This is a genomic window from Rhodoferax sp. BAB1, assembly GCF_013334205.1.
In the GTDB taxonomy this organism is placed as follows: Bacteria; Pseudomonadota; Gammaproteobacteria; order Burkholderiales; family Burkholderiaceae_C; genus Hylemonella.
Genome location: NZ_CP054424.1, coordinates 1,540,911 through 1,560,729, shown reverse-complemented (window position 1 = coordinate 1,560,729; position 19,819 = coordinate 1,540,911). Strand labels below are relative to the sequence as shown.

Sequence of the window (19,819 nt, the reverse complement as noted above, 5' to 3'; positions counted from 1 at the left end):
TGGAAAGGGCTAGTTTAGAGCGGTTTGGGCGCGACTCACAAGGGCCTCGATCATCAGGCCGGTGTTGTACGGGTGCTCGGCGCTACGGCTTTCCCGTCCCAGTTCGCGTTGCCAGGCACTGAGCGCCGTCAGGTTCGTCTGCATCGGCAGGTCGCTTGCGTCGAAATAGCGCGGCTCGGCACCCACGCCCAGAGCCATCAGGTCGTGGCAGATCTTGTGCAGGGCATCGATCAGCTGGGCCGGGCTCCAGTCGGCCAGGACGGCCAGCTCACCGCGTTGCAGGGCCCGCGGCAGCTTGCGCCAGTTGGCCGGGTCGCGCCCGGAAGCCGAAAAGCGCAGGGCGTCCTCGGGGCGACCGCCGGCGGCGCGCAACAGGGTGCGGGCATCGGCAGCGGCCACGCCCTGCTCCTGCAGCCATGACAAGGCAACGGCTTGCAGAGGCCAGGTCATGGTGTGGCCCAGGCAGCGGCTGCGGATGGTGGGCAGCAACTGGTGTGCGGCCTCGCTGGCCAGCACAAAGCGCACTTCCCCGGGGGGCTCCTCCAGCGTCTTGAGCAGGGCATTGGCCGTGACGTGGTTCATGCGCTCGGCTGGATAGACCAGCACGGCCTTGCCGCGACCGCGCGCACTGGTGCGCTGGGCGAACTCGATGGCGTCGCGCATGGCCTCGATGCGGATCTCCTTGCTGGGCTTGCGCTTCTTGTCGTCGATGTCGCTCTGGGACTTCTCGTCCAGCGGCCAGCCCAGATCCAGCATCACGGTCTCGGGCATCAGCACGCAAAGATCGGCATGGGTGCGCACCTCGATGGCATGGCAGGAGTTGCAGTGGCCGCAGGCGCCCTCCTGCGTCGGCTCTTCGCACAGCCAGGCCCTTACCAGGGACAGGCCCAGGCTGTACTGCCCCAGGCCCGACGGCCCCTGTAGCAGCCAGGCGTGGCCGCGCTGGGCCAGCAACTGGCGACTTTGTGCCGCAATCCAGGGCGCCAGATCGCTCATGCCAGCCAGCCCTTGTTCTGAACAGCGGACAGAACGTCCTGCCAGACCGCTTCGCGGCTTTGCGCGGCATCGATGCGCGCGAAGCGCTGCGGATCCTGCGCCTGGCGCTGGGCGTAGCCGTCTGCCACGCGACGGAAAAACTCCACCGGCTGGGCTTCGAACTTGTCGGGCACACGGGCGCCGGCCAGGCGCTGCGCAGCGATGGCCGGGTCCAGGTCGAACCAGACCGTCAGGTCGGGCTGGCGCAGCCTGGATGTCACAGGAAGGGCCTGAACCCAGCTTTCCAGCATGCTCAATATCGCTGGCTCAAAACCGCGACCACTGCCCTGGTAGGCAAAGGTGGCGTCTGTAAAACGGTCGCACAGGACCACGTCACCGCGGGCCAGGGCCGGCTCGATCAGTTGCTGCAGATGATCGCGCCGCGCGGCAAAGACCAGCAGGGCCTCGGTCATCGCGTCCATGGGATCGTTCAGCACCAGGGTGCGCAGCTTTTCGGCCAGTGGCGTGCCGCCGGGTTCGCGCGTGAGTGTCACGCTGCGCCCGCAGGCGCGGAAAGCCTGGGCCAGGCCTTCGATGTGGGTCGACTTGCCGGCACCATCGATGCCTTCGAAACTGATGAACACACCGGGCATTCAGCGCTGCCCCAGCTGGTATTTGCGGACCGCACGATTGTGTTCTTCGAGCGTGGCGCTGAACTCGCTCGTGCCATCGCCGCGCGAGACGAAATACAGGGCCCTGGTCTGTGCCGGCTGGACGGCTGCCAGCAGCGCATCCTGCCCAGGCATGGCGATCGGGGTGGGCGGCAGGCCAGCGCGGGTGTAGGTGTTCCAGGGCGTGTCGGCCAGCAGATCGCGCTTGCGCAGGTTGCCGTCGAACTTCGGGCCCAGGCCGTAGATCACGCTCGGATCCGTCTGCAGCCGCATGCCGATGCGCAGGCGATTGTTGAAGACCCCCGAAATCTCTGCGCGATCTGTCGGGCGCCCGGTCTCCTTCTCGACGATGCTGGCCAGGACCAGTGCTTCGTCCGGGCTCTTGAGCGGGCTGTCGGGTGCGCGTTCGGCCCAGGCTGCAGCCAGGCGCTGGTCCATCTCCAGCAGGGCGCGCCGCAGCAGGGCCAGGTCGCTCGATCCCTTGGCATAGGTGTAGGTCGTCGGGAAAAAACGTCCCTCCGGGGACAAGCCCGGGCGGCCGAGTTTTTCCATGATGGCGCTGTCGCTCAGGTCCTTGATTTCAGACTTGAGCCGATCGGCCTTGCCCAGCAGTTCGCGCCACTGGGTGAAGGTCAGGCCTTCCACCAGCGTCACACTGCGTTGTGCCACTTCGCCGCGGACCAGTTTGGCCAACAGCGTGCGCGGCGTCGGGCTGCGGCTGATCTCGTAGCTGCCGGCCTTGATCTGGCGCGCCTGACCCGACAGGCGGATCCACCAGTAGAGCAGTTGCGGATCGACCTCGACACCGCCCTGGACCAGCGACTGCACAACGGCACGTGCGGACATGCCAGGCACGACGGTCAGCTCCACGGTGTCGGTTTTCAGTGCCAGGGGCTGCTGCAGCCACCATGTTGCGCTGGCGAACAGCAGGCTGGCGAGCAGGAACAAAAGCGACGCGATGAATTTCACAGCCCTACGGCTCCTATGTGTACAGTGGACGATGATAATTCACCCTCATGAACCCCATCCAGAACGGTCTGACCCCCCTGCCCCATCTGGGCGTGATCCGCGCCGAAGGCGACGATGCCGCCAAATTCCTGCATGGCCAGCTGACCCAGGATTTTTCCCTGCTGGGCCTGTCCGAAGCCCGCCTGGCGGCCTTCTGCTCGGCCAAGGGCCGCATGCAGGCCAGTTTCATCGCCTTCAAGCGCAGCCACACCGACATCCTGCTGATCTGCAGCCGCGACCTGCTGGCGCCCACGCTCAAGCGCCTGTCCATGTTCGTCTTGCGCGCCAAGGTCAAGCTCAGCGATGCGACTGCGGATTGGGCCGTGTATGGCCTGGCCGGTGAGCCTGTGCAGGCCCTGGTGCCCGGCGACCACAAGCCCTGGAGCCGCCAGGATCTCGGCGCGGCGAGCGTGGTGCATCTCTACCCGGCCGATGGCATGCCCCGCGCCCTGTGGGTGGCGCCAGCCGGCACACCGGCGCCGGCGGGAACCGTGATGAAACACGAGGACTGGCTCTGGAGCGAGGTGCGCAGCGGCGTGGCCACGCTGACCCAGACCATCTTCGAGGCCTTCGTGCCGCAGATGCTCAACTACGAGTCTCTGGGGGGCGTCAATTTCAAGAAGGGTTGTTATCCCGGGCAGGAGGTGGTGGCGCGCAGCCAGTTCCGCGGCACGCTCAAGCGCCGCGGCTATCTGGTGCACAGCGAGGCCGCGATGCAGGCTGGCCAGGAAATTTTCGACGCGGCGGAAAGCAGCCAGCCTTGCGGCATCGTGGCCCAGGCAGCTGCGGCGCCGGATGGCGGTTTCGACGCCATCGTTTCCCTGCAGACGGCGGCGGCAGAAGCCAGCCTGCAACTGGGACAGGCCGGCGGACCGGCATTGCAGCTTCTGCCCCTGCCCTACCCGCTGCTTGACGACATCTGAGGGGCTCTCAAAGCCGGTTGCGATAAGGCAGGGGGATCTGCCGGCGCAAGTTCTCCCGCTGATCCTCGGGCAGTGCCTGCAGGGCCGCACGGTAGGCCTGCAGTGCGCGCGCCGGGTCCTGCACCTGGGGTGAGTCGTGGATCTGCGCCAGCCGCAACCAGCCTTCGACGGCTGTTGCGGGCCAGCCGCGCACGCGCAGGGTCAGCGCCTCGATGGCCAGGGGCCAGTCCTGGCGCCGCACGCCCAGCTGATAGGCCTGGCTCAGCAGTTCGTAGTCGTAGATGCCCTGGGCCAGGCTGGCCCGGGCGATGTCGTGGGCCTGGGCTTCCTGGCCGGTCTGCCGCAACAGCGTTACCTGCAGTGAGCGCACTTCGACGGCACGGGGTTGCAGGGCCTGCGCCCGTTCCAGATAGGACCGGGCACGGGCCTGGTCACCCGCTTGTACGTAGGCGCGCCCCAGGTTGGTCATCAGCACCACGATGTAGGGACGCGAGACATCCACCGATTCCCAGATCCATATGGCATTGCGCCAGTCTCCCCAGCGAACCAGTTCGTCTGCCACCATGGGTGTGATCTTGCGATAGTGCGGATGGATGGCGATGCCCTCGCGCACCAGTTGCAGCATCTCTGCCTTGTGGGCGTCCCATGATGGGTCGTCCGCACGCCCCGAGGCACTGATGCTCAGGGCCAGTTGGGCCGCGCGCACCAGACGGGATTCGCTGGCCCATGCCTGGTGCAGGATCCACGCTGCCAGCAGCAGGCCGACCAGCAACAGGAGACTCGCCAGGCGCCAGCCCCAGGCCGGCACGCGCCAGGCACTGACCCTGCTGATCCAGGGGGCGGCTGTGTCCGCAGTCAACACCCGGTCCGAGGCGGCCAGCAGGGACAGGCAAATGGCAAAGAGTGCACCGGTAGCGGCCAGATGCCAGGGAAAACCGGCCAGACCGACGATTGTCAGGGCCAGCAGGGAAGCCAGGGCCAGGGCACGCCCGGGTGCCTCGGCCTCATGCGCCCCGCCCCGGAGCTGCCAAGTGCGCCATGCGGCCTGCAGCAGGTAGGCGACCAGGGCGAGCAGGAAGAGCCAGCCCACCAGTCCGTATTCGGCCACCAGCTGCAGCGGCTCATTGTGGGCGTAATAGTCTTCTTCGAGGGTCATGCCCTCGGCCTGGTAGCGCGGGATCTGGACCTCCCAGGCACCCGCACCGACGCCAGTCCAGGGGTGTGCCTGCACCAGTCGGGCATTGGCCTGCCACATGGCAAACCGGGTGCCGACTGAACCGGCAGCCGCGTATTCCTGCTGGGCAGCTATCAGTTGCACGCGCCAGAGGCTGCGTTCCAGCGTCGTGCGGCCCGGATTCTCATTTCGTAGCTGTGCATTGCCGATAGGCACCGAACCCAGGCCCAGCAGCGTTAGCGCAAAGACCGCCAGCGCCAGCGCTTTTTGCGCGCGTGACCAGCCCGGCCAGACGAACTGTGCCCGAAACAGGTAAAGCACGAGCAGCAGCACCGGAGTCAGTGCCAGCAGGGCCAACAGGGCCGAGCGTGTGCCTGTCATCAGGAGAGCCAGAAGGGTGAAGGCCAAGGTGAAGACCCGCAACACCACTTGCCCCGTCCCCTGCGACTGCGCGACCAACCAGACGGAGAACGGCAGTGCACAGACCAGGTACTCGGCCAGGAAGTTGCGGTTGGAAAAGGTTGCCCCCGGCATGGCGGCCTGTGGGAAAAGGCGCAAATCGGTCCAGAACTGCAGGGCGGCCCAGAGCGCGGCTACAACGGCCCCCCAGTGGATTCCATTGGCCAGCATGGACAGGTTGCTGCGCTGCAGGACCTGCAGGCCAAGCCAGAGCAGCAGTGCGAAGACGAACCAGCGCACCGCTTCCACGGCGGCCAGGTAGGTGTGCGACCAGGCCATGCTGCCCAGCGCCCAGGCCAGCAGCAGCAGGGGCAGCCACAGCAGGGGATGCCAGCGCAGCGTTTGCGCTGTGCGCAGGTTTTGCCAGCACAGCAGCAAAGCGGCCCCCAGCGTCCCGAAGGCCACCAGGGCCGACTTCAGCGTGTCCTGCAGCAGAAGCTCGCTGGGCACGCCGACGGCCGGCACCAGCAGCAGCATGGCCGCCAGCACGAGCACGACGCGGTCGTAGCCGCGCGGCCAGTCCGTCGCTGTCGTCAACAACTTCACGCAGCGGCTCCCGTCAGCGCCCGGCGCATCTCCAGGTGGGGGATGCCGGCTTCCTCGAAGGGCTCACCCTGCCCTTCGAAGCCGAGCTGACGGTAGAAACCCTCGGCGCTGCGCTGGGCATGCAGCACCACGGTGCGGTCGCCGCGCTGCCGGGCTGCCTGCATCAAGGCCTGCAGGATGTCGCGCCCCAGGCCGCTGCCGCGCAGCACGCGGCTGACCGCCATGCGGCCGATCCTGGCGACATCAGGTCCGTGCTGCAGCAGACGGCCCGTGGCCACCGGCATGCCCAGGCGGTTGTAGGCCACGGCGTGCAGGGCCGTGGCGTCGTCCTCGTCCCATTCCATTTCCAGCGGGATCTGCTGCTCCTGCACGAAGACCTCGGTGCGCACCCGGCGCGCCGCCTCACCCAGCTGCGCCCAGGCGCCCAGGCGGATGTCCACCATGGGCTGGCCCGCCTCAAATCCCGTCAGCGTGTCCCGCAGGGCCTGGGGCACGGGCTTCGAGGTCTGGCTGGCCGGATCGGCATACACATAGACCAGCTCGCCGCTGATCAGCAGCGCGTCCCCGCGGAAGACAGCGCCACGGAAGGTCAGCGAGGAATTGCCGATGCGTTCGCAACACAGGCCGATGTCGAGTGTGTCGTCGTAGCGCGCCGAGGCGTGGTATTCCAGCGTGGCCTTCTTGACATACAGGTCGCCGCCCAGCTGCTCCATGGCTTCCACATAGGGCATGGCCAGCGCCCGCCAGTAGTCGGTGATGGCCGTGTCGAAATACATCAGGTAATGCGCGTTGAAGACGATCTTCTGCATGTCCACTTCGGCCCAGCGCACGCGCAGGCGGTGGAAGAAACGGAAGTCGGCGCGGGTGGTGGTGTGCTTGCTCATGCGGTCTGGAAGGCGTGTTTCAGGGCGCGGGCGGCATCGGCATGCGCCTGCAGGGCTTCGGGAATGGCTCGGCCCATCTTGATGAACTCGTGCACCATGCCGCGGTAGATCTCCAGGTCCACGGCCACACCGGCGGCGCGCAGCTTGTCGGCGTACATCACGCCCTCGTCCACCAGCGGGTCGCATTCGGCCAGGCCGATCCAGGCCGGCGCCACGCCGTCCACATCGGGTGCCAGCAGCGGCGCGAAGCGCCAGTCATCGCGGTCGGCCGGGGTGTTGACGTAGTGATTAAAGAAATACGTGATGTGGGGCTCCTCGATCACGAAGCCATGGGCAAAAGTCTTGTGCGAGGGCGTGTCCTGATGGGCGGCGCAGCCCGGGTAGAACAGCAGTTGCAGGGCCAGCGGCAGGCCGGCGTCGCGCGCCTCGATGGCGCAGACGATGGCCAGCGTCCCACCCGCGCTGTCGCCGCCCACGGCCAGGTGGCTGCCGTCCAGGCCCAGCGCGCCAGCCTGCGCAGCCAGCCACTGCAGGGCATCCCAGGCGTCGTTGGAGGCGGTCGGAAACTTGTGTTCGGGTGCCAGCCGGTAATCTACCGAGACCACGGCGCAGTGCGCCAGATGGCTCAGGTGACGGCACAGGGCATCGTGCGTGGCCACACTGCCGATAGTGAAGCCGCCGCCGTGGAAGTAGACGAGCACCGGCAGCTTGTCCTGCGTCGGCGCATAAAGCCGGGCCGGGATGGACTGGCCATCCCGTACCGGGATCTGCAGGTCCTGCACCCGCGCCAGCTTGTGGCCGGGTATGTCCAGCATGCTGGAGCCCACCTCGTAGACCTGGCGCGCCTGCTGCGGGCTCAGAGCATGCAGGGGCAGCTGCCGCACCCGCGCCATGCGGTCCAGCACCTGGTGCATGGCGGGGGTCAGCAGGGCACGCGGGTTGCGTTGGTGACTCATGGAGGCGGATTTGCTTGCTAAAGTGGCCTGATTCGAAGTTTTTGATCGTACACCGCGGAGACAAAAAACCATGGCGCTTATCTACTACATCACCCAGGTCCAGTTCGATTTCGGTGCCATCAAGCTGCTGAAACAGGAGTGCGAGCGCAGCGGCATCAGCCGTCCGCTGATCGTGACCGACGCTGGAGTCAAGGCGGCTGGCCTGCTGCAGAAGGCGCTCGACGCCCTGCCCGGCATGGACCCGGCCGTGTTCGACCAGACCCCGTCCAACCCCACCGAGTCCGCGATACGGGCTGCCACCACACTCTACAAGGCCCAGGGCTGTGACGGCCTGATCGCCGTGGGCGGTGGCAGCGCCATCGACTGCGCGAAGGGCGTGGCCATCACCGCCACGCACGAGGGCCCGCTCAAGACCTACGCCACCATCGAGGGTGGATCGCCGAAGATCACGGAACGGGTGGCACCACTGATCGCCGTGCCCACCACGGCCGGCACCGGCAGCGAGGTGGCGCGCGGCGCGATTCTGATCGTGGACGACGGGCGCAAGCTGGGCTTCCATTCCTGGTTTCTGGTGCCCAAGACCGCCATCTGCGACCCCGAGCTCACCCTGGGCCTGCCCCCGAAGCTGACTGCCGCCACCGGCATGGACGCCATCGCGCACTGCATGGAAACCTTCATGGCGCCGGCCTTCAACCCGCCGGCCGACGGCATTGCCCTGGACGGCCTGCAGCGCGCCTGGGCGCACATCGAGCGCGCCACCAAGGATGGCAGCGACCGCGAAGCGCGCCTGAACCTCATGAGCGCCAGCATGCAGGGTGCCATGGCCTTCCAGAAAGGCCTGGGCTGCGTGCATTCCCTGAGCCACAGCCTGGGCGGCGTGGACCCGCGCCTGCACCATGGCACGCTCAACGCCATGTTCCTGCCGGCGGTCATCAATTTCAACGCGGGGGCGAAGTCGATCCAGAAGGAGTCGCGCCTGCTGCGTTTGGCCCAGGCCATGAGCCTGGACTCGGCCGGTGACATCGGGGAAGCGATCAGGGACATGAACGCCCGCCTGGGCCTGGCCAGCGGCCTGCGTGAACTGGGCGTGAGTGAAAGCCAGTTCGACCAGGTCATCAGCGGCGCCCTGGCCGACCACTGCCACAAGACCAACCCGCGCATCGCCAGTGCGGAGGACTACCGGAGCCTGCTGCAGCAGGCGATGTAAACCGCTTACTTGAACAGGCAGTTCTTGGCGTAGTCCGCCGCCTCGTTGGCCGTCCAGTCGCCCTTGGGCTTGGCCTGCAGCTGTTCACACCAGGCCTTGCTGCCGACTTCGGGCGAGCAGGCCGTCAGCAGCATCAGGGCCGCGATCAGGGTGAGTAGTTTGTTCATGGGCAGTTCTCCGGGTTGGAAGATCACAGGGGCTGCAGCCGCGCCGGGTCCGGCTGGTCCAGCCAGGCCTGGAACTCGTCGGCCAGCTGGCGGCTCATCTGCACGGCCTGGCTCCAGACCTGCACGCGCGCGGCCAGGTCGTTGCCGTAGTAGGTGAAGTCCTTGCGGTCGGGCAGCTTGCCGTTGGGCAGGGTCCGGATCCATTCGGGGTTCGGCGCCAGCAGCAGCATGTTGTCCAGGTGCTGCGTGGCCCGGTGCCGCCACGGCAATCCCTTGTCCAGCCAGCCCGGCACCACGGCGCGCTGGAAATGCGGGTATAGCACCAGGCCGGGCCGCTGCGCCGCATCGGGTGCCGCGGCGTAGTTCAGGTGCAGGTGGTAGTCGGTGATACCGCCGTCCCAGTAGGCGCCGGGCGGCGCGCCGGGGATGTCGTGCACGGCCTGCAGCGCAAAGGGAATGGAGCAGCTGGCCTGCAGGGCCGGGTAGAAATTGGCCTTGTCCAGAGGGAGTTGTCGGGTGCGATAGTCGTGGCTGTCAAAGGGCAGCGCTGCGCAGGGTGCGCCAGGCAAAGGCGCGCTGCGGGTGGAAAACACCACGCGTTCCAGCCAGGCGCCCATGGCCTTGCGCTGTACTGAATTGGTGAGGAAGGCCCCCAGATAACCCAGTGGCGTGCGCAGGCCGTGCTCGCGCCGCAAGATATGGCGGCCCCGCGAGGTCAGGACATGCAGGTGGTAACGCGGATGCTGCAGCACCTGCGTTTCACGGCCGCCATAAAAAGAGCGCAGGTTCTGCCCGAACATCTCGCTCACGTGGCGGGCGCTGGGCAGCTTGTTGCCGGGCCGGAACTCGTAATGCTGGCGGATGTAGTCGTGCTCCAGGCGCTCGAAGGCGGCCACCGGGTCGTCCAGGCAGGCGGTGGCCATGCGCCAGGCCCCGATGGAGGCACCGACCAGGTCGACCGGCTGGGCCGATTGCGGTAGCCATTGGCCGAAGAGGTAGCGGTCCAGCGCGCCCAGGATCAGTCCCTTGGGGCCACCGGCCGCCGCCGGGATGGTGTGGATGTGGGCCGGCAACAGGCCGTGCTGGCGGATGTGCTCGCGGGCCGCCGGCCCGGCGTACAGACTCAAGGCTTTCATGCAGGAAGAATCGGGGAAACCGGCACGCAGCCTCTCAGGTATGGGCGGACCAGTCGAAGGGGTCCTGCTGCAGCACCATGTCGATGTCCAGGTCCAGCACCTCGCCCACTTCGCCGGGAAAGGTCACGGCCAGGGCACGCTCGTTGAGCTGGGCTTCCCGGGCCCGGGCGCGCCAGGTGGCGAGGTGGATGACCCCGGCCAACGGTTCGTAGACGTTGTTGGAAAACGGCGCGTACTGGTGTTCCAGGGCGTCGACCATGGGCTGCGGGAAGCGCCACTGGCGCGCATAAGCGGCACCGACATGGGCATAGTTGTAGCCAAAGCGCAGGAACTCGGCCTTGGCGCGCTTGAGGTCCAAGGGCCCGAGTTCCTTGTTCAAGACGGCCATTTCGGCAGGCATGCCGGCATGCATGACCAGTTCACCGATGGCATGGATCAGGCCGCAGGTGAAGGCCGCACCCTGGTTCTGCCGGGTCACGCCGGCCAGCGAGCGCGCCAGCTTGGCGACGTTGAGGCTGTAGACCCAGAACTGCGGCAGGTTGATGCCGGGGATGCCCTTGAGCGAGGCGGCCGAGGCGGCCTCGGCTGCCATCTGGCGGATGTGGGAAAGCTCCAGGATGGCCAGGGCCTCGGCGGCGCTGTTGACCTTGCCCGAGAGCCGGAACAGGGGGGTGTTGGCGGTCTGCAGCACACGCGTGGTCAGGGCCGGGTCGGTGCTGATGAGCTGGGTGATGTTCTTCAGGTCGGTGACCTCGCGGTCCAGCTCGCTGAGCAGCAAGGCGACCACTTTGGGGATGCTGGGCAGCACGATGGGGGACGCCAGCAGGGCATTCAACTCCATGGCTACGGTCTCCGGGCATCGTTCTGGCTCATGGCGCCATTATGTCCTGCCCTCAGCCGCTGCGTCGAGCGGCCAGCCCCCCAGGTGACAGGGGCGTGAACCCGTTCACACCGCCCGCCGCCTCCGGCCCTGTGGCTCAGCGCTTGAGCTTGGCAAAGGCCGAGGCCATGGCCGACTGGGGTGCCGGGCCGTTGTCGCGGCGCGGCGCTTGCTGGCCCCGCCCTGCCCCTTCATAGCGGTTCTCGCGCGGCGCGTCGCGGCGGGCCGGGGCGGCGTCGAGTCTCATGGTCAGGCTGATGCGCTTGCGCGCCACGTCCACCTCCAGCACCTTGACCTTGACGATGTCGCCGGTCTTGACCACCTCGCGCGCGTCGTTGACGAACTTGTTGGCCAGCTGGCTCACGTGCACCAGGCCGTCCTGGTGCACGCCCAGGTCCACGAAGGCGCCGAACTGGGCCACGTTGCTGACCGTGCCTTCGAGCACCATGCCCTCCTGCAGGTCCTTGATGTCGTCCACGCCCTCGTTGAAGCGCGCCACCTTGAAGTCCGGGCGCGGGTCGCGCCCCGGTTTCTCCAGTTCGCCCAGGATGTCCTTCACCGTGATGACACCGAAGCGTTCGTTGGCGAACAGCTCGGGTTTGAGGGTCTTGAGCATCTCGGCGCGGCCCATGAGCTCGGCCACGGGCTTGCCGGTCTGCGCCATGATCTTTTCCACCACCGGGTAGGTCTCGGGGTGTACCCCCGTCATGTCCAGCGGGTTGTCGCCACCACGGATGCGCAGGAAACCCGCGCTCTGCTCGAAGGTCTTGGCGCCCAGGCCAGTGACCTGCAGCAGGTCCTGCCGGCTCTTGAACGCGCCATTCGATTCACGCCAGCGTACCACCGCCTTGGCCACGGACGAGGACAGACCGGACACGCGCGACAGCAGCGGCACGCTGGCGGTGTTCAGGTCCACACCCACCGAGTTCACGCAGTCCTCCACCACGGTGTCCAGGCTGCGTGCCAGCTCGCTCTGGTTCACATCGTGCTGGTACTGGCCGACGCCGATGGACTTGGGGTCGATCTTGACCAGTTCGGCCAGCGGGTCCTGCAGGCGGCGCGCGATGCTGGCGGCGCCGCGCAGGCTGACATCCACATCGGGCATCTCTTGAGAAGCGAATTCGCTGGCCGAATAGACCGAGGCGCCCGCCTCGCTGACCACCACCTTCTCTATCTGCTTGTCCACCTTGGCCGCCAGCTTGATCAGGTCGGCCGCCAGCTTGTCGGTCTCGCGGCTGGCCGTGCCGTTGCCGATGGCGATCAGGTTCACGCCATGCTTCTCGACCAGGCGGCCCAGGGTGTGCAGGGAGCCGTCCCAGTCGCATCTAGGCTCGTGCGGATAGACCGTGGCGGTATCCACCAGCTTGCCCGTGGCGTCGACCACAGCCACCTTGACGCCGGTGCGAATGCCCGGGTCCAGGCCCATGACCACGCGCGGGCCGGCGGGGGCGGCCAGCAGCAGGTCGCGCAGGTTGTCGGCAAAGACCTTGATGGCCACCTTCTCGGCTTCTTCGCGCAGGCGGGCAAACAGGTCACGTTCGGTCGAGAGGCTGAGCTTGACACGCCAGGTCCAGGCCACGCACTTGCGGATCAGGTCGTCGCCCGGGCGGGCCTTGTGGCTCCAGCCCAGGTGCAGGGCGATCTTGCCTTCGGCAATCGAGGGCTTGCCCGGCTCCGGTTCGACCGGCAAGACCAGCTTGGCGTCCAGGATTTCCTGGGCCCGGCCGCGGAACACCGCCAGCGCCCGGTGCGAAGGCACCCGGCCGATCGGTTCGTCGTAGTCGAAATAGTCGCGGAACTTGGCCACATCGGGGTGGTTCTCGTCCTTGCCACTGGCCAGCTTGCTCTGGAACAGGCCCTCCTGCCAGAGCCACAGTCTTAGCGACTGCACCAGGGCCGCGTCCTCGGCCCAGCGCTCGGACAGCAGGTCGCGCACACCGTCGAGCACGGCGGCCACGGTGGTGAAGTCGTCGCCGGCCTCGGTCTTCTCCTTCAAAACAAAGGCTACGGCCTCGGTGGCCGGGTTCAGGCCCGGATCGGCAAACAGCCGGTCGGCCAGCGGCTCCAGGCCGGCTTCCCGGGCAATCTGCCCTTTGGTGCGGCGCTTCGGTTTATAGGGCAGGTAGAGGTCTTCCAGCTCCTGCTTGGTCGGGGCGGCCTCGATGGCAGCCCGCAGGGGGGGCGTGAGCTTGCCCTGTTCTTCGATGCTCTTGAGCACCGCGGCGCGGCGCTCTTCCAGCTCCCGCAGATAGGCCAGCCGGGCTTCCAGCTCCCGCAGCTGGATGTCGTCCAGCCCGCCGGTGACTTCCTTGCGGTAGCGGGCGATGAAGGGCACGGTGGCTCCCCCGTCCAGCAAGGCCACGGCGGCCTCGACCTGCTGCACACGAACCCGGATTTCCTGCGCGATCTGCGCGACGATTTTCTGCATGACTCTTGGGTAAACCACCGGCCATGGAGGCCGGTCAAGGGAAACAAAGTCAGCGAGTGTGCCACAGGCCCGGGAGCCCCTGTCAGACAAATTCCTACATGAAGATCAGGCAAAACCCGACTCAATTTTTTAACGACAAAGGCATAAAGTGAGGCATGTCCGTTGGGGGGGCTGGACTCAGCCAGACGGGCAATAACCCTAGCCTGAGGTGCTACTGATGTCGACCAATCTTCTGGGAACTGAAGTCTCCGTTCGGTCCATGCCCATCCCGCCCGCCTATCTGGAACCCGAAGAGGACCAGCCCGTGCCGGCCAACGAGCAATACCTGCCGTTCACAGTCCGTCAGGCCAGCAATACTGACGATCTGAGGAAGGTCGTTGAAGTACGTCAACGGGCCTATGCCCGGCATTTGCCCCTGGTCGCCGAGACCCTCAAGACGCCCGAACAGGACGACACTGAAGATGGGGTGGTCCTGCTGATCGCCGAATCAAAGGTGGATGGATCTGCATTAGGGACGGTACGCATTCAGACGAATCGGGTCAATCCCTTGAATCTGGAGCAATTCGTCGCTTTACCGGATGGGTTGCGCAACAAGACGATAGCGGAAGTCAGGCGTTTGGGGGTGGCGCATGGTATGCCTGGCCGTCTGGTCAGGATGTTGCTTCTCAAAGCGGTGTACCAGTACTGCGCGCACAACCACGTGGACTGGATCCTTGTAGGTGCGAGGCCCCCCCTGGACCGCATGTACGAACAGCTCACCCTTGCAGACGTGCTTCCCGGCAAGACTTTCCTGCCCAAGCAGAACAATATTCCGCACCGCGTATTGGGACTGGAAGTCCGCGCCTTCCATGATCGGCTGGTCGCAAGCAACAATCCGCTTCTGGAATTTTTCTTCTATACGCAACACCCGGACATCCAGCGGAGTTGCCTGGAGCCGCGCAGCTGGAGTGGCGATGAGGAAAAGATGAAGTCCACTTTCGCACAACATTCAGCAGGTGCAAGGGGCTAATTTTCCTGGAAACATAGCCAAACGCGTCGAGATCGCGCTATCCTAACGCCCAGCAATCCACTGATTGACCATGTGGATTGCTTGGCCAGTCCGTTCCTGGCTTTGGAATGGAACAAAAAACAAGGGAACCGATCTTGACAGCACTGTCACAAGGGCTGATATCCGTAGCGAACGCGATTTCCCGAGGCTTGGATCGCATATCCAACGCCATCGCGTTCAATGGGATTCCTCTTGCGATTGCCCTGGTCTCGTTGGCCGCGCTGTTCCTTTGGCCCAATCTCTACCGTAGCCAATCCGAGGTTCAATTCGAACTCCAGGTGCTCGAGCCTTCAGCCACCCCGCTGGCGGTGGAAGACGCCAAGGCCCGTCTTGCCACGGCGCCAACGAGCAAGTTCTACAAAACCAACCTGTCCGAGCTTCCGATCTGGTTCGGTTTTAAGGTCCCGGACCTGGGATCAGGGCCCCAGCCCAGGTTGATCGAATTCCCGTCCAAGCATGCTGTAGAACTTCAATGCTGGGAGGGGCAGAGCCTCAGCCCTATCGGTGGCACGACGGGTCACGGCCATGAGCAGACCATCTACCGCGCCATGGCGGGGCATGCGATGCCTATCTCCCTGTCTGTCCGCGATGTGATCTGCCGCGGTTCATTTGTCGGGCCCGCCAGACTGAGTGCGGAATTGTGGGATCGCGACCGGTTCGATATAGCGATCCGGGACTACCACCGCAAGTCAGGCCTGATCGATGGCGGGATATTGGTCCTGGCCGTTTTTGTGCTGATCACCGCGATCTTGAACCGACAGCGTCTTTATCTGGTCTTCGCTGCGTGGCTGATCGTGACGGTACGGCTAAGCGCCACCGCTGGCGGCTGGGATGACCAGTGGCTCAACCATGCGGTGCCACCCGACTGGTTGCCCCAGGGACGCTCATTTACTCGCGCGGCGTGGGCCTTGTTGACGGTCACTCTATTCAAAGAGCTGTTCATCGAGGATCTTCGCAGGATGCGCTATGCGCTTCCGATCACGATACTCCAGTGGCTATGCATGGCGCTTTTCATGGCGGCCGCTTTCCTGCCGAGGCACATATTTTTGCCGACGATGTGGGCCCTGGGAGCTGTCTGGGCGCCCTTTTTCGTTTATGTCCTGGGGCGGATTGTGATCGTGAATCGCAACCGGGTTGCCATCCTTTACGCGGCGTCGCTTGGCGTCACCATGATATCGACCCTGTTCGATATCTTTGCCGCATCGATGGGGACCAAGGGGCTAGATGAATCCCTCAACACGGTCATCGTCACCTTGGCTTCGGCGCTTCTGATTTCCCTGGCGATTGCCGAACAGATGCGACAGGAGCACAAAGCACGGCTGGCGGCCCAGGCCCAGTTGCAGCATGCGTACGACGTCCTCCCCATCGGCATGTTCACCCTGGATCTGCAGGGCCGCTTCACGAGCATCAATCCCGCCTTGCGCAAGATGCTGGGGTCGCGCGCCTTCAAGACGACGCACAACACCTGGCAGCAGTATTTCGGGGCCGACATCTGGCAACAACTGCTCGACCTGGTGCAGAACCGGCAGGACGGTGATATCGAGATCCGCAGCCAGATGGACGTGACCGGCTTCGAGGCGCCGCGCCGTTACCTGGTCAAGGCGGCCCTCTCCGGTGACAAGATCGAAGGTTCCCTGCAGGATGTGACCGACAAGTCCATTGCCGCCGAGGAGCTGAACTTCCTGGCGGATAACGATGCGCTGACCAAGGTGCTGAACCGGCGTGGTGTCGAGAAGGCCTTCAACGAGGCGGTGGCGGCCGTCGATGATGCGCACCCCCTGGCCCTGGCTTACCTGGACCTGGACCGCTTCAAGCTCATCAACGATCTCTACGGCCACAATGCGGGTGACGAGGTGCTGCGGCAGGTCTGCCACCGCGTCAACAGCCTGCTGGCCGGCCATATGCGGCTGGGGCGTGTCGGCGGGGACGAGTTCGTCATCCTGCTGCCCGACACGCGCATGCCGCTGGCCACGGTGATCAGCCGCGGCATCATCGACAGCATCGACGACAAGCCTTTCCGCGTGGGAGAGAAGGCCTTCTATGTGCGCGGTTCCATCGGCCTGATCGAGGTCAGCCCGGGCACGCAGTTCAAGGAAGTCCTTTCCACCTCCGACCGCGCCTGCCGCGAAGCCAAGACCGGCCAGTACCGCGGACTGGTCGTGTACGAGCATGGTTCGCCCGCCTTCAAGGAACATCAGGCCGAGATCCGCCTCATCGGCGAGCTCTCCGCCAGTGAAAACATCGCCGGCCTCTATCTGGAGATGCAGCCCATCATGTCGCTGACGCGTCCGAACGATGCGCTCAACTTCGAGGTGCTGCTGCGCATGCGCGATACCGCCGGAGAGCTGGTGCCCGTCAGCCGCGTGATTGCAGCGGCCGAGGACAGCGGGCGCATGAGCAAGATCGACCACTGGGTCCTGACCACCACCCTGGCCTGGTTGGACCAGCACCGTGCCAAGCTGCTGCGCACCCAGTTCGTCTGCATCAACCTCAGCGGCGCCTCGCTCAACGACGAGGAGTTCATGCTGGAAGTGTTCGACATGCTGCGTCGCAACAGCCACATCTCCAGCTTCCTGTGCATCGAGATCACCGAGAGCATTGCCCTGCATGACCTGAAGAACACGCGTCGTTTCATCGACAAGGTGCGTGGTTATGGCGCCCGGGTGGCGCTGGACGACTTCGGCGCCGGCTACACCTCCTTCTCCTACCTCAAGGAGTTGCCCGCGGACCTGCTCAAGATCGACGGCAGTTTTGTCGTCAACATGAACCAGCATCCGGCCAATGTGTCCATCGTCGAGGCCATCGTCAACCTGGCACGCAACCTCGGCATGAAGACCATTGCCGAATGGGCCGAGGATGCGGCCACGGTCCAGGCCCTGGCGGAGATCGGCGTGGACTACGTGCAGGGTTATGCGGTGGCCCGCCCCATGGCGCCCGAGAAGCTGCTGGAGGTCTCCTCGGCTGCCAGCTTCATCAAGAACGTCGAACTGCTGCACTTCGTCGAGGCGCAGGACCGGCAGAACAACCCGCTGGCCCAGCTCGATCTGCTGATCGACAGCGACAAGCAGTCGCCGCCCAAGATCCACTGAGAACTTGCAAATAAATCTACTGCGCGGCCCGATCGCCGCGTTGGGCGGTGTTGGCTCCGGCCGCTGCGCTTAACTTTTGCTGCGCAAAAGTTAGCCTATGCCGCAACTGCGTTGTCGCCATCCTCACGTACAGGAAGTACGTTCCGGTGGCTGCGCTCCGTCCGCCTTGCGCTCGGGCCGCTCGCTACGATTTCTTCACAAGTTCGGAACTCCTGTCCTGCGCGCTCAGCCCGTGGCGGCACGCAGCGCCCGGCGCAGTTCCTCGCCCAGTTCGGGTTTGTGGGCAAAAGGATCGGTCGGGTTGCGCGCCTGCATGATGTCTTCCAGGCGCGTCTGCACCGAGGCAATGGCCTTGGGGTGGCTGTAGATGTAGAACTGGCCCGCCGCCATGGCATCGAAGACCTTCTGCGCCACCTCGGCCGCCGTCACCTTGCCCGAGCTCACCGCCTTGTCGCTCATGGCCTGGCCGATGAGCTGGCTGCGGGTGGGCTTGGCCATGGCCAGTTCGTCCGGCCGGTTGCGTTCGCTCTGGTGGATGCCGGTGGGCACGAAATAGGGGCACAGCACCGAGGCGCCCACCTGCTCCGTCACCAGCGCCAGGTCCTGGTACAGCGTCTCGCTGAGCGAGACCACGGCATGCTTGCTGACGTTGTAGACGCCCATATTGGGCGGGTTCAGCAGGCCAGCCATGCTGGCCGTGTTGACAATGTGGCCGCGGTAGGACGGATCCTTCTGCGCGGCCTCCAGCATCATGGGCGTGAACAGGCGCACGCCGTGGATCACGCCCCAGAGGTTGACGCCCAGCACCCACTGCCAATCCTGCACGGTGTTTTCCCAGACCAGGCCGCCTGCGCCCACGCCGGCATTGTTGAACACGAAATGCGGTGCACCGAAGCGCTCCTGAACACGGCGTGCGAGATGCTCCATCTGGGCGGCATCCGAGACGTCGACCTGCTGGGCCAGCACCTCGGCGCCGGTCGCTTTCATCTCGGCGGCGGCACGCTCCAGCGCGTCCTGCTGCACATCGGCGAGTACCAGTTTCATGCCCAGACGGGCGCCGATGCGCGCGCACTCCAGCCCGAAACCGGAACCGGCACCGGTCAGCACAGCGGTCTTGCCGGCGAAATCCTTGATCATTTTTGCTCCTCGTTTAATGTGGGCTGGCGTCCCGCGGCCTGCGTGCTGCAAAGATCTGGGTCCAGGTTTCGGCCAGGTCACGCACCTCGGCTTCATGCAAGGCGTTCTTTGCCATCAGCAACCGGTGCAGGCGTGGCAGGTTGTAATGGGGCACGGCCGGATACAGGTGGTGTTCCAGGTGGTAGTTCACGTGGTGCGGGAACAGGAAAAAACGCCCAAGCCAGTTGCCCACGCTGCCCCAGGTCCGGTTGGTGCGCGCCGCCGTCAGGGGCGATGTGAGGTCGCGCACCGCACCGTGTTCGCAAATGGCCCGCAGGCGCAGGATGGGCTGCAGCGTCGTAAGCAGCGGCAGGGTCCACAGGGCCAGGTAGATCAGCAGGCCGTCGAGGCCGCCGATCAGCGTGGCGCAGACAGGCGCCAGAAGATGGAAGGCCGCCACGCCCCAGCGATCGCGCCGGGCCGCGGCGCGCAGTTGCGGCGAGGTGTCGTCCAGCGGGGAGATGCGCCGCTTCGTGTCCTCGTTGATGGCCGGCGAGCCGAAGAAGTAGGCGTAGGTTTTCCAGGCGTTCCAGCCGATCAGATCCTGCGCCAGTTTTTTCCACAGATAGGCCTGGCCGCGCGGATAACCGCCGTGGATGGCCGTGTCCGGGTCTTCGGGGCCATAGAGGTTGTTGTGGTGCAGGCGGTGCGTGACACGGTAGGTGCACATGGAGACACCGCCGCTCATGCCGATCAGGCGGCCCAGCCCATCGTTGAGTGCACGGTTGGACAGCAGACGGTAATGCGCGGCCTCGTGCGCCAGGATGAAGAGCCCGTGCTGGGCCACACCGATCAACATCAAGCCGGCCAGGCCACCCGCCCACCACCACGGCGTTGGCCATGCGGACAGGGCCAGGACCATGCCGCATGCAGCCAGCAGCACCGTCTGCATCACGGCCAGCATCGAGCGGCTATCCGACAGGGTGGTGAGCGGTGCCAGTTCCTCGGCCGACAGCAGGCGTCGGGCCTGGGCATTACGGCTGCCCGGCGTACGCAGATCGTCGCGAAACTCCTCGCCCCTCCTGGCGATGGCCTGCCCTGCTCCAGCGCTGTTCTGCGGGTGCGGGGCATGGTCCATGGTGTGAACAGGCC

16 protein-coding genes are annotated in these 19,819 nt (G+C 65.5%); 4 read left to right on the top strand and 12 right to left on the bottom strand.

Annotated features, from left to right (window positions below; genetic code table 11):
• Positions 1–9: 9 nt before the first annotated feature.
• The 3 genes from HTY51_RS07515 to mltG are packed head-to-tail and all read right to left on the bottom strand — an operon-like array spanning position 10 to position 2,615.
• Positions 10–996, bottom strand: coding sequence for a DNA polymerase III subunit delta' (locus HTY51_RS07515; RefSeq protein ID WP_174252162.1), 987 nt, complete (start codon positions 994–996; stop codon positions 10–12).
• Complete coding sequence (gene tmk, locus HTY51_RS07510) at positions 993–1,628, bottom strand: dTMP kinase (RefSeq protein ID WP_174252161.1); 636 nt, start codon at positions 1,626–1,628, stop codon at positions 993–995. Before tmk ends, HTY51_RS07515 begins: the two co-directional genes overlap by 4 nt.
• A complete protein-coding gene (mltG, locus tag HTY51_RS07505) occupies positions 1,629–2,615 on the bottom strand; it encodes an endolytic transglycosylase MltG (protein WP_174252160.1) in 987 nt (328 codons plus the stop codon).
• A 47-nt stretch (positions 2,616–2,662) separates the two neighbouring features.
• Between mltG and HTY51_RS07500 the strand changes: the two genes are divergently transcribed.
• A complete protein-coding gene (locus HTY51_RS07500; RefSeq protein ID WP_174252159.1) occupies positions 2,663–3,577 on the top strand; it encodes a folate-binding protein YgfZ in 915 nt (304 codons plus the stop codon).
• Between the two features lie 7 nt (positions 3,578–3,584).
• Here HTY51_RS07500 and HTY51_RS07495 read toward each other — a convergent pair whose 3' ends face one another.
• Genes HTY51_RS07495 through HTY51_RS07485 form a run of 3 tightly spaced genes read right to left on the bottom strand, consistent with a single transcriptional unit; the run spans position 3,585 to position 7,596 of the window.
• Entirely contained in the window at positions 3,585–5,756 is a 2,172-nt protein-coding gene (locus tag HTY51_RS07495) for an O-antigen ligase family protein (RefSeq protein WP_174252158.1), read from the bottom strand.
• Complete coding sequence (locus HTY51_RS07490) at positions 5,753–6,640, bottom strand: YbgC/FadM family acyl-CoA thioesterase (RefSeq protein ID WP_174252157.1); 888 nt, start codon at positions 6,638–6,640, stop codon at positions 5,753–5,755. The genes HTY51_RS07495 and HTY51_RS07490 overlap by 4 nt, the downstream gene beginning before the upstream one ends.
• Complete coding sequence (locus HTY51_RS07485) at positions 6,637–7,596, bottom strand: alpha/beta hydrolase (RefSeq protein WP_174252156.1); 960 nt, start codon at positions 7,594–7,596, stop codon at positions 6,637–6,639. The genes HTY51_RS07490 and HTY51_RS07485 overlap by 4 nt, the downstream gene beginning before the upstream one ends.
• Positions 7,597–7,666: 70 nt before the next feature.
• Between HTY51_RS07485 and HTY51_RS07480 the strand changes: the two genes are divergently transcribed.
• Positions 7,667–8,803, top strand: a complete 1,137-nt coding sequence (locus HTY51_RS07480) for an iron-containing alcohol dehydrogenase (protein WP_174252155.1) — start codon at positions 7,667–7,669, stop codon at positions 8,801–8,803.
• Positions 8,804–8,808: 5 nt separating this feature from the next.
• Here the strand turns inward: HTY51_RS07480 and HTY51_RS07475 are convergent, their stop codons facing one another.
• The 4 genes from HTY51_RS07475 to HTY51_RS07460 form a co-directional block, all read right to left on the bottom strand.
• On the bottom strand, positions 8,809–8,970 hold the full coding sequence (locus tag HTY51_RS07475) for a DUF3012 domain-containing protein (RefSeq protein WP_174252154.1): 162 nt from the start codon (positions 8,968–8,970) through the stop codon (positions 8,809–8,811).
• A gap of 23 nt (positions 8,971–8,993) precedes the next feature.
• The gene (locus HTY51_RS07470) at positions 8,994–10,106 is read right to left on the bottom strand and encodes a patatin-like phospholipase family protein (protein ID WP_174252153.1); all 1,113 of its coding nucleotides are present in this window, start codon (positions 10,104–10,106) and stop codon (positions 8,994–8,996) included.
• Between the two features lie 34 nt (positions 10,107–10,140).
• Positions 10,141–10,947, bottom strand: coding sequence for an HDOD domain-containing protein (locus tag HTY51_RS07465; RefSeq protein WP_174252152.1), 807 nt, complete (start codon positions 10,945–10,947; stop codon positions 10,141–10,143).
• Positions 10,948–11,083: 136 nt separating this feature from the next.
• Positions 11,084–13,414, bottom strand: a complete 2,331-nt coding sequence (locus tag HTY51_RS07460; protein ID WP_174252151.1) for a Tex family protein — start codon at positions 13,412–13,414, stop codon at positions 11,084–11,086.
• 217 nt (positions 13,415–13,631) lie between these two features.
• Here HTY51_RS07460 and HTY51_RS07455 point away from each other — a divergent pair, with 217 nt between their 5' ends.
• Positions 13,632–14,423, top strand: a complete 792-nt coding sequence (locus HTY51_RS07455; protein WP_174252150.1) for a hypothetical protein — start codon at positions 13,632–13,634, stop codon at positions 14,421–14,423.
• A 107-nt stretch (positions 14,424–14,530) separates the two neighbouring features.
• Positions 14,531–17,551: a putative bifunctional diguanylate cyclase/phosphodiesterase gene (locus HTY51_RS07450; protein WP_371733866.1), complete on the top strand. Its 3,021-nt coding sequence runs from the start codon at positions 14,531–14,533 to the stop codon at positions 17,549–17,551.
• A 225-nt stretch (positions 17,552–17,776) separates the two neighbouring features.
• Here the strand turns inward: HTY51_RS07450 and HTY51_RS07445 are convergent, their stop codons facing one another.
• Together HTY51_RS07445 and HTY51_RS07440 are read right to left on the bottom strand one after the other, a co-directional pair.
• A complete protein-coding gene (locus HTY51_RS07445) occupies positions 17,777–18,688 on the bottom strand; it encodes an SDR family oxidoreductase (RefSeq protein ID WP_174252148.1) in 912 nt (303 codons plus the stop codon).
• Between the two features lie 13 nt (positions 18,689–18,701).
• Entirely contained in the window at positions 18,702–19,805 is a 1,104-nt protein-coding gene (locus HTY51_RS07440) for a fatty acid desaturase family protein (protein ID WP_174252147.1), read from the bottom strand.
• Between the last annotated feature and the right edge of the window lie 14 nt (positions 19,806–19,819).